This window comes from Streptomyces sp. NPDC058664 (assembly GCF_042716635.1).
Lineage (GTDB): Bacteria > Actinomycetota > Actinomycetes > Streptomycetales > Streptomycetaceae > Streptomyces.
In genome coordinates, this window is sequence record NZ_JBHXRW010000102.1 from 1 (window position 1) to 13,890 (window position 13,890).

Consider the following 13,890-nt stretch of genomic DNA (forward strand, 5'->3'; position numbering starts at 1 on the left):
GTCACGGACGAAGGCCCCCACCGCCCGGGCGGTGGGGGCCTTCGTCCGTGACGGTACGGTCAGGCGGCCGGCGGGACCCGGGACGGGCGTCCCGCGCCACGCGTGAGCACGTAACCGCCGATGCCCGCGAGGGCCGCGAGTATGCCGCCCGCCGCGGTCCAGAGCCAGCGGTCGGACCACCAGCCGGAGGACCAGCCGTCCTCCGGGGCCGCGGCCTCGACGGCCGAGGGCCGGCCGGCGTCGGCGTCGGCCTCCGCCTGGTCGGCGGTCGTCGCCCCGGGCACGAGCGGCGCGGCGAGCGCGCCGTCCGAGGCGTGGGCGCCGCCCTTGTCGACGGTGCTCACCCCGATCCGGGCGGAGAACGGCTGGCCGAGGTCCTCGTCCGGCAGCGAGGCGACGGTAAGGCGCACGTAGTAGCTGCCGGGCAGCGGGTCGTTCGCCCAGGCGTCGGCGGCGGCGCGGACCGGCCGCAGCACACAGGCGAGTTCCACGGTCGCGGTCTGCTCGGCCGCCACGCGGGACTGCGTCCCGTACATGCACGGCTGACGACGCCTCAGCCCGTCGTAGACGTCGACCCGCCAGGTCGTCGGCCCGTGCCGCAGCGCCGTGTCGGGCAGCGTCACCGTGGCCCTCACCGTCGGGCGCTGCCCGGTGTCCGCGGGGAACACCCAGTACAGGTAGTCACCCGTGGCGGCCTGCGCCGTCGCCTGCTGCCCCGGAAGGAACCGGGCGGCGGTACGGAAGGTCGTGCCCGCCTCCGTCGGCCCGGCCGTGGAGCGGGTGTCCGCGCTCGGGTCCGCCGTGGCGGACGGGGAGTCGGCCAGGGCGGCCGGACCCGCGAGACCGAGCAGAGCGGCGCCCGCGAGCGCGGCCGCGGCGATCATCCGTACGGTACGCATCAGTGGGTCCTCCAGACAGCGAAGCGCCAGCGGGACAGCCAGCCCCAGATCAGGCCGGCCAGGAAGCCGGTGACCGCGAGGGCACCCAGCAGCCACCAGCCGCGGCCGAGACCGAAGGAGGCCACGTCCGAGGCGGCCGACGGGCCGTCGACGACGTCCACGGTCAGCTCGATCGGCATGCCGGGGGTCGTCTTGACCGACGGGGGAGCGGAGAAGGAGTTGCTGACCTGGAGGCAGACGGTCTCGGCGGCCGGCTTCGCGTCCCCGGGCCCGTCGTCGAGGTCGGGCTTCGGGTAGCGCAGGCCGGTCGAGATCACGTCGGTGCGCCCGTCACCGGCCTCGGAGCCGCGGACGATCTCCCGGCCGCGCAGGGTGACGGCGCGCAGCAGCACCCCGTAGTCGTTGTTGACGGCCCGGTCGGCCGACACGCTGACGGAGGCGCGCAGTTCCTGGCCGGGCAGCAGGTCCACCCGGTACCAGCGGTGCTGGCCGAAGGCCTCGCGGTCGGTGTACAGGCCGGGCTTCAGCCGCGGCGCGTCCGCGCAGCGCACGGCGCCCTCGGCGGCCACGGGCGTGACGACCGGGTCGGCGGCGCGGTCGACCAGCTGGCGGACCCGGCGGGAGAGGTCCTCGGTGCGGTGGACCGAGGTGTACGTCCCTCCGGTCGCCTCCGCGATGCAGGTGAGCTGCTGCCGCGTCTTGGCGTCCGGCACCAGGCCCAGGGTGTCGATGACGAGGTGGATGCCCTTCGCCGCGATCTCCCGTGCCACCTGGCAGGGGTCGAGCGGGGCGCAGGTGTCCTCGCCGTCCGTGATGAGCACGATCCTGCGGGTGGCGTCGCCGCCCTCCAGGTCCTCGGCCGCGCCGAGCAGCGCCGGGCCGATCGGGGTCCAGCCCGTCGGGGCCAGGGTGGCGACGGCGGTCTTGGCCTCTACCCGGTCGAGCGGGCCGACCGGGTAGAGCTGCCGGGTGTCCTTGCAGCCCCGCTTGCGGTCAGGCCCCGGGTAGTCGGCGCCCAGCGTGCGGATGCCGAGCCGCACCTCCTCGGGCACCGCGTCGAGGACCTCGTTGAAGGCCTGCTTGGCCGCGGCCATCCGGGATTTCCCGTCGATGTCCTTGGCCCGCATGGAGCCGCTGACGTCGAGGACCAGCTCGACCTTGGGGGATTCCTTCGCCACCGGCTCGTCGGCGGCCGCGCTCGTCGGCAGGAGCACGGCGCTCAGGGCGGCGAGCAGCGCGCAGGCCCCGGTCGCCAGCCGTTTTCTCGTGATCATCGCCGGATCGTATTGATGATCCTCCGACAATCCAAAACGGAGGCGGGATCAGCGCCCCTCTGAGGTTCGGCCGTTCAGCGGTGCTCGGGGTTCGGGAGGTCCGGCTCGCAGCCGGCGTCCCGGGCCGTGCGTCGGTTCCCGTACGCGGGGATGCCGCCCGCCCGCTTCAGGAGTCCGGCCACATGCATGAGGCTCCACGCCATGAGCGTCGTGTTCCGCGACGGCGACGACGAGGTGCTCCTGCCCGTCGCCGGCGTTGGCATCGCCCACGCCGTAGCCGTCTTCGTGCTGGAACGCCGCGCCGAAATCGGCCTGCGCCGTTCCCTCGGCGCCACTGCCGCGTCGAGGTCCGCTCCGCCGGCGCGGCCCCGGCCGTCATCCGTTCGACGAGCTCGGCCTCGCGGCAGCCTGACAGGGGCTCGCGCACCGGTGGGGTGGAGCGCGGCTGTGCGGCAGCCGGGTGAGAGGCTGGTGGGCGGGCGCGCCGAAGTGTGGGGGGAACACGTGGGTTTGCCGGCTTTGACCGATGTCGCCGGGGTGGGGGAGGACAGGTTCGACTGGTTTTGCGAGACGGTCTCCCGTGCCGTCATGCCTGTCATGCTCAGCACACGGCATGCGGCCGACTTCCGGGCGAGCATGACGGACCTGGATCTCGGCACGGTGCGGCTGTCCGCCGTGTCCTGCTCGCCCGTGCTCTCGCGCCGCACCCCGACGCACGTCCGGCGTGCCGATCCGGAGCACTTGCAGCTGGCACTCGTCACTCAAGGCGAAGTGTGGATCTCCCAGCACGGCAACGAATCGGTGGTCGCGGGGGGACTCGTGCTCACGGACACCTCACGGCCGAGCGAGGGGGCGTGCACAGCGCGGCAGATCGAGTCGGTGGTCCTGCAGATCCCCCGCCAGGCGCTGGCGCTGAGACCCGACCGGGTGAACCGCCTCCTCGCACGGAGCCTGGCCACGGACACCGGGTCAGGGGCGATCCTCGCCGACTTCCTGAAGGCGCTGCACTCACGAGGCCCGCAATGTCGCCCTGAGGAGCTGCGCGCCATGGGGTCCGTCGCCCTCGACCTGGCCACGGCGTTCCTCGCGCGGCAGCTCGGTGACCCCGGTGAGGCGCCTGCCGAGGCGCGCGCGCAGGAGACGCTGCGGCGGATCTACCGCTTCATCGAGAGCAATCTCGGCGACCCGGGCCTGACTCCCGAGCTGATCGCCGATCGGCACAACATGTCCGTGCGGGGTCTCTACCGCCTGTTCGGCGACCAGCCCCGGACCGTCGCGGCACACATCCGCCAGAGCCGACTGGAGCACGCCCACACCGACCTCGCACGCGGGGAACTGAGCGGTCAGCCCGTTCAGACGATCGCGGCTCGCTGGGGCTTCTCCAGCGCGACCGGGTTCAGCCGGGCGTTCCGCGAGGCCTACGGAATCACCCCTGTCGAACACCGCGCCCTCTCCCTGGCCGCCCCGTGGCACGCAGAGGACAGAAACCCGGCAGGCCATGCACACCACCGCGCGCTGCTCGGGCCTACATTCTCCGCTGGGGACAGCGCCACAGCGTGAACGGAGCCACGGGACAACAATCCCGGCCCGACGCCCGGCATGCCATCGACAGTGGCATCGGCCTGTGACATTCGCGTCTCCATGCCCCTCGCCCTCCCGCGAGGAGGCGTCCGAGATCCATCTCATGGGGGACAAGAATGAGCGTGCGCAAGAAGGCTGCCACCACCGCTGCGGCCGCTGCCCTGGCCTTCGCCGGGGTGTTGGGCTCCGCGGGCCAGTCGTTCGCCGGATCGAACGGCCAGCAGATCCGCTTCCACGACACCAGCACCGTCGTCTACTCCATCCGCATCCAGGGCTACAACCAGAACGGCGAATCGGTGTCGGGATGCTTCAGCACGCCGAGCAGGGACACCTGGATCAACGGCTGGTGGTGGAAGGGAGAGGTCGGCGTCACCTTCTACAGGAACAGCTCCTGCTCCTTCGCCACGTATTACGGCGACGAGATCGTGTGGGTCCCCACCGAACAGAGCGGTGACTGGACGACCGTCTACTCCTGACCTCGCCCTGATCCCCTGAGACGAAAAGGAAGACAGAATGCGTATGCCGACTGGACCTGGCGGATTCGTTCGCCGCGCTGTCGGGTTGATCGCGACGAGTGTGCTGGTGTCCCTGTGTCTGTCCGCGTCGCCTGCGTCCGCGACGATCGGCAGCGACTGGCAGAGGCTCACCAACCTGAACGCCACCAAGTGTCTTGAGGTCGCGGACTGGAGCACGGCGAACGGCGCCGCGGCCCGGCAGTGGGACTGCCATCTGGGGTACAACCAGCAATGGTGGTTCGCCGGGAACGGCACGTTGATCAACGCCAAGAGCGGCAAGTGCCTCGAGATCGCGGACTGGAGCAGGGCGAACGGTGCTCCGGCCCGGCAGTGGGACTGCCACGGCGGGGCCAACCAGCAGTGGGAGTGGGCCGGCACCACCACCTACGACGGACTCGACGTGATCGCTCTCATCAACGTGAACAGCGGTAAGTGCCTTGAGATCGCGGACTGGAGCAGGGCGAACGGTGCTCCTGCCCGGCAGTGGGACTGCCACTACGGGGACAACCAGCTGTGGTACGCCGGCGACATTCCCTAGCACGCCGATATCCCCCCGCCGAACCGATCGCGCCGCACCGCACAAGTCCCTCACCGTTCACCGGCCGTCATATCGGCATGGATCGAAAGAAGAGGAACACTCAATGATTCGACGTACTTCGGCGATGCTCGTCGCCGTGGCATCCCTGTTCGGCGCGGGAGTCGCCATGGCCGCGCCCGCGCAGGCGGCTTCCTGTACCCCCGACAACGCCTGTCTCTACTCGGACTCCGACTTCACGGGCTTGAAGCGGGACGACTACAACTCCCGGTCCTCATGGGCCTCCATCAACTACGACGGATTCCCCGACGCCTTTCTCTACTGGAGCGAGAACCATCCGCTCAACGTCAGCTCGCTCGACAACTGGGACGTGGACACCAGGATCTCGGTGTACTACCACTCCCAGTGGCTGGGTCCCTGCTTCAAGATCGCGAATTACGGCTCTGTGACCAATTTCGCCTACATCACCCTGAGCGGCGGCAAGAACGCCAACGACGTGATGGCCTCGCACCTCTTCGGCAACAACTGCTCGGGCGTCGTCTACGACTCGTGATCCCCGGCCCATGACCGTGGTGGGGCGGAGGTCGATTCCGCCCCGCCGCAGCACGTCGATCAACCCTCAACAGCCGTCATTTCGGCATGAATCGAAAAGAGGAACACTCATGATGCGACGCACTTCGGCGATGCTCGTCGCCGTGGCATCCCTGTTCGGCGCGGGAGTCGCCATGGCCGCGCCCGCGCAAGCGGCTTCCTGCACCCCCGACAACGCCTGTCTCTACTCGGACTCCGACTTCACCGGATACAAGCGGGACGACTACAACTCCCGCCACAACTGGGAGATCATCACCTACTCCGGATCCCCTAGCATTCCGCTCTACGCGGGTGACAACCACATCTTCAACGTCAGCTCCATCGACAACTGGGACGTGGACACCAGGATCTCGGTGTACCGCAGCCCCTACCACATGGGTCCCTGCTTCAAGATCGCGAATTACGGCTCTGTGACCAACCTGGCCTACATCACCCTGAGCAGCGGCCAGAACGCCAACGACGTGATGGACTCGCACCTCTTCGGCAACAACTGCTCGGGCGTCGTCTACGACTCGTGATCCCCGGCCCATGACCGTGGTGGGGCGGAGGCCAATTCCGCCCCACCACAGCACATCCACTCTATCCAGGGGATCCCCTTGCGTTACACACGTCTTGTCATCGCCGCCGGGGTCGGCGCGCTGCTGCTCACCGGGTGCGCGGAAGACGCCCCGGAAGGCGCCGACGCCGGCGCTTCCGTGGCCCGGGAGGTCGTCACGGAGGCCGACATCGTCCTCCCGGTGTCCGCCTATTTCTTCACCCCCGAGCAGCAGGCGCTGGTGGACACCGCGCACTCCACCCTGGCTTCCGACTGCATGAAGCGGTTCGGGTTCGACTGGCCGGTCACGAAGGCCGAGCCCGTCGAGGTCGTGAGCCGTCGCTACGGCGTGGTCAGCGAGAAGGTCGCCGCCGAGCACGGTTACCACATGATCCCGTTGGCAGGCGACGACCACGCCCGAGGCGCGCCGTCCGGCAGGGCCAAGCTTCCGCCCGAGGCGTACACGGTCTTCGGCGCCAAGGGCCCCAAGGGCGGCCAGACGGGCTTGGGCAGCTACCGGGGCAAGGACATCCCCGAGGGCGGCTGCAGGAAGGAGGCCGAGCGCAAGCTGGGGCTCGAGAAGGTGCAGAACCCCAAGAAGGGCAAGATCGGACTGCTCAGCATCGACTTCTCCAGCTTCGAGCAGGCCCAGAAGATGCCGGAATTCATCAAGGCGCAGGATGCCTGGGTGTCCTGCATGAAGAAGGCCGGCTACCAGCACACGGCCTTCCTGCAGCCCGGTGAGAAGTACACCTTCCAGGGGGAATCCGCGTCCTCGCAGGAGAAGGCCGTGGCCAAGGCCGACGTGACGTGCAAGCAGGACGCGAAACTCGCCACCGTGCTGCTCCGCCTCGAAACGCAGATCCAGAACGACTACATCGAGCGGAACGCCGCCGGTTTCGCCGAGATCAAGAAGGATCAGGGCGCGGTCATCAAGTCGGCCAACAAGGCATTGGCGAGCTGAATGCCGAACAGCGAACAGCCCTTCACGGACGTGGCCGTGACGACCCGTGGCAACGGGGGTGACGGCGTACGGGGCAGGCGGCGCTGGCTCGCCCTGATCGCGGCGGGCGCGGTCGCGCTCACAGGGGCGGGCTTCGGTGCCTCCCTGCTGATCAAGTCGCCCGCCCAGGCTGCGGCGGACTCCCGGCCCCCCGCACCGTCCGTGATCACCGCACCGGTCGAGTACCGGACATTGGCCTCGTCGGTGATCCTTCGTGGCACCGTGGTCGCCGGCCAGAGCGTGGAGATCACGCCCGGCGGCACGACCGAGGGAGGCAGTCCCACGGTCTCCAAGCTGCCGCTGAAGGCAGGGGAGCAGGTACGCGCGGGGCGGCTGCTGGTCGAGATCTCCGGCCGTCCGGTGATCGCACTCCAGGGCACCGTCCCGCTCTACCGAGACCTCAAGCCCGGCGCCCAGGGCAGTGACGTGGGCCGGCTCCAGGACGCGCTCCATCGGCTCGGCCACTCCACCTCCCCGGACGACCGGGGGCGCTTCGGCGAGGGTACGAAGTCGGCGGTCACCGCGCTCTACGACGCGCTCGGGTACGAGCCCCTCCCGGTCGGCGGCGTCGAGGGCCCGGCCACCGTCACCTCGGCCGAAGCACAGGTGACCTCGGCCGAACGAGCCCTGGACGACGCCGAGGACGCACTGAAGACCGCCGAGGCCGGCTCCCGCTCCGGTAGCTCCGGAACGGACTCGGGCAAGACGGTTGGCTCGACCGCGGGAACGGCCGGCTCGATCGCGGGAACGGCCGGGGAGGCGGAGGGAGGCGGCCGCGATCTGGAGGGCCTGCGCAAGGCTGTCGCACGTACCCGCGAGGACCTGGCCACCGCACGCGAGGGCCTCGTCGCCGCGCGGGCGGCCTCGGGCCCCATGGTCCCCTCCGGCGAAGTCGCGTTCCTGGAGAGCTTCCCGGCACGGGTGCAGGACCTCCCCGTACGGCTCGGAGCGCAGGTGCAGGGAGCCGTGATGACCGTCGCCGCAGGCCCGCTGCTGGTGCACGGTTACGTGCCCGACCACCAGAAGGGCCTGATCAGGGCGGGCCAGAAGGCGGAGATCCTCTCCGAGGTCAACGGCGCCGGCGCCACGGCCTCCGTACGGTCCATCGCCACCACCCGTACGATGCCGCGTCCCGATGGCGACACGCAGGAGGGACAGTCCGTCGGCGGGCAGGCCGACGCGGACGGCTATCTGATGACTCTGGCGCCGGGCCGACCGCTGGAGGCCGAATGGACCGGGCAGAACGTCCGCCTGACCGTCCAGGCCGCAACGACCGGTGGCAAGGTCCTGGTCGTACCCGTCACGGCGGTGTCGGCCGGCGCCGACGGCTCCACCGCGGTCACCGTGCTCGAGGACGACGGCAGGCAGCGCCGCGTCCGGGTGAAGCCGGGCACCTCCGGCGACGGGAATGTCGAGGTCATCCCCCTGGACAGCGGGACCCTCGGCGAGGGGGACCGGGTGGTGACCGGCGTCCCGGCGGATGCCGCCGCACAGGAGTCAACCGGATGACCGCGTCCCCTGCCCCGTCCGAACCACCCGTCATCGAATTCCGGCAGGTCGGCCTCACCTACCCGGGGCCCCCGCCCATGCAGGCGTTGCGACCCGGCGACCTCGAGGTCCACAGGGGCGAGTTCATCACCGTCGTCGGCCCCTCCGGATCGGGCAAGTCCACGTTCCTGAACATCGCCGGACTCCTCGACACCCCCACTACGGGCAGCTTTCTCCTTGACGGCATCGACACCGGCCGGCTCAGGGACACCGAGCGCACCACATTGCGCGGCCGCCGTATCGGGTTCGTCTTCCAGGCCTTCCACCTGCTGCCGCACCGCAGCGCCCGCGAGAACGTCGAACTCGCCATGGTCTACAGCGGTGTCCCGCGCAACGAGCGCTCCCAGAGAGCCCGCGAGGCGCTGGCTCGGGTCGGCCTCGGTCACCGGACCGACGCGTTTCCCACCCGGATGTCCGGCGGCGAACGCCAGCGGGTGGCCATCGCGCGCGCCCTGGTCGCCCGGCCCTCGCTGCTCCTGTGCGACGAGCCGACGGGAAACCTCGACACCGGCAACGCCGAGGCGGTGCTCCAGCTCCTTGAGGCCCTCAACGCCGAAGGCATCACGATCGTCCTCATCACGCACGACCTGGCCGTGGCCGCCCGCGGCCGACGGACCGTCACCATCCGGGACGGCATCCTGAGCGAGAGCGAGCAGGCACGCGCATGCTGACCCGGAACCGAGAGGCGACGCAGGCCGCGCCCCCACCGCCCATCGGGCGCTCCGCATTCGTGCCACGGGACCTGTTGGCCGAAGCGCTGGCCGGCATGCTGCAGCGCCCCGCCCGCTCCGCGCTCACCATGCTGGGCACCGTCTTGGGTGTCGGTGCCTTCGTCGCCGTACTCGGCCTCACGGCCACCGCTTCCTCGCAGATCGACTCCCGCTTCAACGTGCTGTCCGCGACCGAGGTGACGGTCGAGGACATAGCCCGCGAGCAGGACGAGTTCGCCGGCGCGGCGTTCCCGGACGACGCCTCGGACCGCGTGGAGCGGCTCAACGGGGTGCGGCACGCCGGCGTCCTGTGGACGGTGCAGTCCCGGCAGAGCGCCGCCGAACTCACCGTCGCCGCCGCCCCGGTGGGCGACGCCGCGGGGGAACCTCTCAACGTCGTGGCCGCCGCCCCCGGTGCCCTGCTGGCGGCCGAGCCCCGGCTCTCGCAGGGCAGGCTGTACGACGACTTCCACACCGACACCCGTCAGCGCGTCACCGTGATCAGCTCGGGCATCGCCGCACGGCTGGGGATCACCACCCTGGAGACCAAACCGGCGATCTTCATCGGAGGACAGCCGTTCACCGTCGCCGGCATCGTCGAGGACGTCCAGCGTCAGCCGGATCTGCTGCTCTCCGTCCTCGTGCCGGAAACCACCGCGGTGGAGCTCTGGGGGCGGCCCGCCCAAGGCGCCAGGATGCTCATCGCCACCGACCTGGGCGCGGCCCGTCAGGTGGCCGGGGAAGCCGCGACGGCGCTGCGCCCCGACCACCCGGAGTACTTCAAGGCGGTTCCACCGCCCGACCCGAAGAGCCTGCGGTCCTCGGTGACCTCCGACCTCGAACAGCTCTTTCTGCTGCTCGCCGCTGTGTGCCTGGTCATCGGAGCGGTCGGAATCGCCAACACCACCCTGGTGGCAGTCCTGGAACGCACCGGGGAGATCGGCCTGCGCCGCGCACTCGGCGCGCAGAGGCGGCACGTCACCGCTCAGTTCCTCGCCGAGTCGGGCACGCTGGGCGCGTTCGGTGGACTCGTCGGTACGGCCATCGGCACGCTGGCCGTCCTGGCGGTGGCACTGATCAGAGACTGGACGCCGGTCATGCACCCGGTGACCCTGGCCACCGCCCCACTCATCGGTCTGGCAACCGGAGTCGTGGCCGGAATCTACCCCGCCCGCCGCGCCTCCTCGGTACAACCAGCCGAAGCCCTCCGCGGCTGACGGGAGGCGCCTGACGGGAGGCGCCTGACGGGCAAGATCCAGTTCAGGCGCCTCTTGTGTTGCTGCTGGAAGAAGCCGAGCTTCTTCGGCGAGCAACTCTGGAGGATGTTCTTCACCTGCTGGTGGTACAGCAGCGGCACATACGCTGACCAGCGAAAATGGCGATGCGTAGGATGATGTGCAGTTCGCGCGCCGCGACTTCCGACACCGAGCGGGGCTCGGCTCGTTTGCCGAAGGCAGCCGGGCCCGGCGGCTGTCCGTCCCCCTACCGGACGGCAGAGTCACCTTGATCCGGGAGGCTCGGGTCGCCGACGCAGCGCGCTCCCGCCGACGGGTGGAGGTGGCCCTGCGGGGGCAGTACCAGACCGGCCCGGCCCGGCCTCGGCTCCCCGAGCGGCTGGGGCCGGTCCTGTAGCTGTTCGAGAGCACCGACCGGACGGCGGAGATCGCGGAGGCGTCCACGCGGCTGTTGCTCGACCTGCCCGGCTGGCCGGGTCGTGTGGTGCACAGCAGTGCATTCACCACCGGGCGGGGCGAACCCGGCGCCTGGCGGACCTGTGCCGCGCCGCCGGTGCCGACGTCTACCTGTGCGGCACCGGCGAAGGTACGTCGAGCAGTAGTTGTCCGCGGATGCCGGGATCGACGCGGGCACTGCCGCGCGACGGGCCTGGTTGATCCGGAGCTGACTTCAACCGGACCTCCGACCGTTCCGGCCCGCGCTCAACGGTGCTCGGGGTTCTCGAAGTCGAACCGGCAGCCGGCGTCCCACTCGGAGCGCTGGTTTCCGTGGGCGGGGATGCCACCGGTGTCCTTGAGCATCCTCGCCAGGTGGAGCTGGTTCCAGGTCATGAAGGTCGCGTTGCGGTTCGTGAAGTCGTTGTCCGGCCCGCCGGAGCCGGGGTCGAGGTACGACGGGCCCGGGCCGGCCTCGCCGACCCAGCCCGCGTCCGCCTGCGGCGGAATGACGTATCCGAGGTGCTGGAGGCTGTAGAGGACGTTCATCGCGCAGTGCTTGGCGCCGTCCTCGTTGCCGGTGATCAGGCAGCCGCCCACACGACCGTAGTAGGCGTACTGGCCGCGCTCGTTGAGGATCGACGAACAGGCGTACAGACGCTCGATCACCTTCTTCATGACCGAGGAGTTGTCTCCCAGCCACACAGGCCCCGCCAGGGTCAGGATGTCGGCGGCCATCACCTGCGAGTAGATCACCGGCCACTCGTCCGTCTCCCACCCGTGCTCCGTCATGTCGGGCCACACACCGGTCGCGATGTCGAGATCCACCGCTCGCAGCACCTCAACCTCGACGCCCTGGCGCTCCATGATCCCAGTGCTGATGTCGATCAGCCCCTGAGTGTGGCTGCGCTCCGGCGAACGCTTGAGCGTGCAATTGATCACCAGGGCGCGGAGACCACGGGAGGACGTGCCGGTGTCGGTCATGGATGCGTTCCCCTGCGGACGAGTGGGCGGGTCGGGCGGCGAAACACGCCCGGTTGCCGATGTCGATAGGGCTCCGGGTTGGGCAGGCCGAAAATCCCGTCCACTCTCTCGCCTCGTGGGACGGAATGACCGAACGCCACGGCAGTGCTGACGAAGTCGTCTACCCGATCACCCGCGTGGCCTCACAGCCATGACACGTATCGCCGAGCCGGATCGGCCCGCACGAGCGAGGTCGTCACGCCCTGGGACTCCATGACGGAACGGCTCAGCTCGACGAGCCCCTCGGTGTTGCTGACCCCGGGGGAACGCTTGAGCGTGCGGTTGAGATAGAGCGCGCTGAGATCGTCGTACCGGTACGGGGCTGGCGCGGGCACGCCATCGGCGGTCTCCTCGCGCACGGGGGCGGCCCCTCCCGGAGGCCGCCCCCGGCAGGGTCACTCCCGCGCCCGCGGGCCACTCGGCGCGACCGAACGCGTGAGGGCCGGGCGGAGGCGGGCCCTCACTCCGGGGCCGTCGGATCGGCGTCGGGGAGACGGCGGGCCAGGACGTGCTGGGCGGGATCCTGGTGGCCGCCGGAGGCGAGGACGCGGACCTCGTCCCGGTCGCTGATCTCCGCCCGGATGATGCCGGAGGGGTCCGCGTAGACCGGATGACCGCCGGAGCCCGTGAAGGGAGTGCGCTCGACCACCACGACGTCCTGATTCGACCCCGCACTGTCGGTGAACACCAGCTCGTACCGAAATGTGTTCATTCCCACTATTTTACGCTTGGGGGCCCAGGGTGCTCCGGCCCCGCCCGCGCGGCCGCGAACCCGCTGGTTAGAGTGGTGGGTGGTCGCGCCGCCGCACCAGGCCAGGGCGCGAGACCGGGCCGACTGTCGACCACAGGGACCCGTACGACCACCGTCCCGTCCGGCCCACGGCCGCCTGCCCCGGAAACACCGCCTCACATGAGCACCGACACTGCCCTGCGCCCCGAACCGGCCCCGACCGCCGACACCTCCCGGGACCGGCGGCCACGATGGTCCCGGATGACCGGCCGCGCCCCCGCCCGGCCCGCGCCCGCGGCCGCCGTCCACAGCGTCAGCGCGGCCACGGCCGCCCTGCTCGGGCTCGTCGCGGTCGGCGCCGTCATCCACGAGCCGGTCCTGATACCGCCGCTCGCCGCCAGCGCCGCCCTGGTGCACTGCGCCCCGGCGCTTCCCCTGGCCCAGCCGCGCAGCGTGGTCGTGGGGCACCTCCTCGGCGCCGCCGCGGGCTACGCGGTGGCGGCCGCCGCGCAGGGCAGCGCGTGGGCCGCGGCCCTCGCCGCCGGTCTCACCCTCGCCCTGACGACGCTCGCCAGGACCCCGCACTCGCCCGCCTGCGCCACCGCCGTCGTCATCGTCCTCCAGGCGCCCGCGCCGGCCGGGTTCGTACCCCTGCTGTTCGGGTCCACGGTCCTGCTCGTGCTGACCGCGTTCGCCGCCTCCCGCGTCCGGCGCGGAGCACCGAGGTACCCCGCCTACTGGTGGTGAAGCGCTCCGGCCGGGCGGGCCGTACGCCCTCCGCCCGTACCCCCTGAGCCGCGCGTCCGCCCATCTCCCCTTCGGAGAGCGGGGGATGAGCGGGAAGGACCGGGGTACCCGATGCCCATCCAACGGTATGGGAGTAGTCATGGGTCTGGGAGTGTGCATCATCCTGATCGCGGTCGGCGCCATTCTCACGTTCGCGTCCGACTGGCAGCTCGAAGGGATCAACCTGGATCTGGTCGGTCTGATCCTCATGGCCGTCGGCATCATCGGAACGGCGGTCTACACCAGCATCCTGAGGCGCCGTCGGCTCGTCGTCCCGCCGGCCACCACCACGGTGGCCGAGGACGACCGACGGGACCTCCTCTGAGCCGGCGCCCGTCCCCGCCGGGACCGGGCTCCGGCCCGTGCGCCGCGAGAGTGCGAAGCGAGAGGGGTGGGGGGGCGGCCCCCGCGGGCCCCCCCCCCCCCCCGCGGGGGCGGCGCGCCCCCGCGCCGGGCCCCCGCCCGGGGGGCGGCGGGGCGCCCCGGGGGC

The 13,890-nt window shown here is 70.8% G+C and carries 18 protein-coding genes; 12 read left to right on the forward strand and 6 right to left on the reverse strand.

The annotated features are described in order from the left end of the window. Positions 1-59: 59 nt before the first annotated feature. The 3 genes from ACFWUY_RS38865 to ACFWUY_RS38875 all read right to left on the reverse strand — a co-directional run bounded on the left by ACFWUY_RS38865 (position 60) and on the right by ACFWUY_RS38875 (position 2,376). Entirely contained in the window at positions 60-899 is an 840-nt protein-coding gene (locus ACFWUY_RS38865; protein WP_384121203.1) for a hypothetical protein, read from the reverse strand. Beyond that, positions 899-2,173, reverse strand: a complete 1,275-nt coding sequence (locus ACFWUY_RS38870) for a VWA domain-containing protein (protein ID WP_384121205.1) — start codon at positions 2,171-2,173, stop codon at positions 899-901. The genes ACFWUY_RS38865 and ACFWUY_RS38870 overlap by 1 nt, the downstream gene beginning before the upstream one ends. Positions 2,174-2,247: 74 nt before the next feature. Next, on the reverse strand, positions 2,248-2,376 hold the full coding sequence (locus ACFWUY_RS38875) for a hypothetical protein (RefSeq protein ID WP_384121207.1): 129 nt from the start codon (positions 2,374-2,376) through the stop codon (positions 2,248-2,250). On the opposite strand from ACFWUY_RS38875, the gene ACFWUY_RS38880 reads away from it, so the two are divergent. The 10 genes from ACFWUY_RS38880 to ACFWUY_RS38925 all read left to right on the forward strand — a co-directional run bounded on the left by ACFWUY_RS38880 (position 2,375) and on the right by ACFWUY_RS38925 (position 10,823). Continuing rightward, entirely contained in the window at positions 2,375-3,733 is a 1,359-nt protein-coding gene (locus ACFWUY_RS38880; RefSeq protein ID WP_384121209.1) for a helix-turn-helix domain-containing protein, read from the forward strand. The genes ACFWUY_RS38875 and ACFWUY_RS38880 overlap by 2 nt on opposite strands. A gap of 137 nt (positions 3,734-3,870) precedes the next feature. After that, positions 3,871-4,230, forward strand: coding sequence for a hypothetical protein (locus tag ACFWUY_RS38885; protein ID WP_384121211.1), 360 nt, complete (start codon positions 3,871-3,873; stop codon positions 4,228-4,230). 85 nt (positions 4,231-4,315) lie between these two features. Beyond that, positions 4,316-4,807 carry an RICIN domain-containing protein gene (locus ACFWUY_RS38890; RefSeq protein ID WP_384121213.1) on the forward strand — a complete coding sequence of 164 codons (492 nt, stop codon included), beginning with the start codon at positions 4,316-4,318 and terminating at the stop codon, positions 4,805-4,807. Between the two features lie 103 nt (positions 4,808-4,910). Continuing rightward, complete coding sequence (locus tag ACFWUY_RS38895) at positions 4,911-5,357, forward strand: hypothetical protein (protein WP_384121215.1); 447 nt, start codon at positions 4,911-4,913, stop codon at positions 5,355-5,357. A 109-nt stretch (positions 5,358-5,466) separates the two neighbouring features. Then, on the forward strand, positions 5,467-5,913 hold the full coding sequence (locus tag ACFWUY_RS38900) for a hypothetical protein (protein ID WP_384121217.1): 447 nt from the start codon (positions 5,467-5,469) through the stop codon (positions 5,911-5,913). Between the two features lie 78 nt (positions 5,914-5,991). Beyond that, positions 5,992-6,894, forward strand: coding sequence for a hypothetical protein (locus ACFWUY_RS38905; protein WP_384121219.1), 903 nt, complete (start codon positions 5,992-5,994; stop codon positions 6,892-6,894). After that, entirely contained in the window at positions 6,895-8,442 is a 1,548-nt protein-coding gene (locus tag ACFWUY_RS38910; protein ID WP_384121220.1) for a peptidoglycan-binding protein, read from the forward strand. Further along, positions 8,439-9,152, forward strand: a complete 714-nt coding sequence (locus tag ACFWUY_RS38915) for an ABC transporter ATP-binding protein (RefSeq protein ID WP_384121222.1) — start codon at positions 8,439-8,441, stop codon at positions 9,150-9,152. Before ACFWUY_RS38910 ends, ACFWUY_RS38915 begins: the two co-directional genes overlap by 4 nt. After that, complete coding sequence (locus tag ACFWUY_RS38920; protein WP_384121224.1) at positions 9,146-10,408, forward strand: ABC transporter permease; 1,263 nt, start codon at positions 9,146-9,148, stop codon at positions 10,406-10,408. The genes ACFWUY_RS38915 and ACFWUY_RS38920 overlap by 7 nt, the downstream gene beginning before the upstream one ends. 178 nt (positions 10,409-10,586) lie before the next feature. After that, positions 10,587-10,823, forward strand: coding sequence for a hypothetical protein (locus ACFWUY_RS38925; RefSeq protein ID WP_384121226.1), 237 nt, complete (start codon positions 10,587-10,589; stop codon positions 10,821-10,823). A 305-nt stretch (positions 10,824-11,128) separates the two neighbouring features. Here ACFWUY_RS38925 and ACFWUY_RS38930 read toward each other — a convergent pair whose 3' ends face one another. From ACFWUY_RS38930 to ACFWUY_RS38940, 3 genes are all read right to left on the reverse strand, one after another. Further along, complete coding sequence (locus tag ACFWUY_RS38930; protein WP_384121228.1) at positions 11,129-11,845, reverse strand: flavodoxin family protein; 717 nt, start codon at positions 11,843-11,845, stop codon at positions 11,129-11,131. Positions 11,846-12,027: 182 nt separating this feature from the next. Beyond that, on the reverse strand, positions 12,028-12,243 hold the full coding sequence (locus ACFWUY_RS38935) for a hypothetical protein (RefSeq protein ID WP_384121230.1): 216 nt from the start codon (positions 12,241-12,243) through the stop codon (positions 12,028-12,030). A 101-nt stretch (positions 12,244-12,344) separates the two neighbouring features. Continuing rightward, entirely contained in the window at positions 12,345-12,596 is a 252-nt protein-coding gene (locus ACFWUY_RS38940; protein WP_384121232.1) for a DUF6296 family protein, read from the reverse strand. Between the two features lie 198 nt (positions 12,597-12,794). Between ACFWUY_RS38940 and ACFWUY_RS38945 the strand changes: the two genes are divergently transcribed. After that, positions 12,795-13,361: an HPP family protein gene (locus ACFWUY_RS38945; protein ID WP_384121234.1), complete on the forward strand. Its 567-nt coding sequence runs from the start codon at positions 12,795-12,797 to the stop codon at positions 13,359-13,361. Positions 13,362-13,500: 139 nt separating this feature from the next. Then, positions 13,501-13,725: a DUF6458 family protein gene (locus ACFWUY_RS38950; RefSeq protein WP_384121236.1), complete on the forward strand. Its 225-nt coding sequence runs from the start codon at positions 13,501-13,503 to the stop codon at positions 13,723-13,725. Positions 13,726-13,890: the final 165 nt, after the last annotated feature.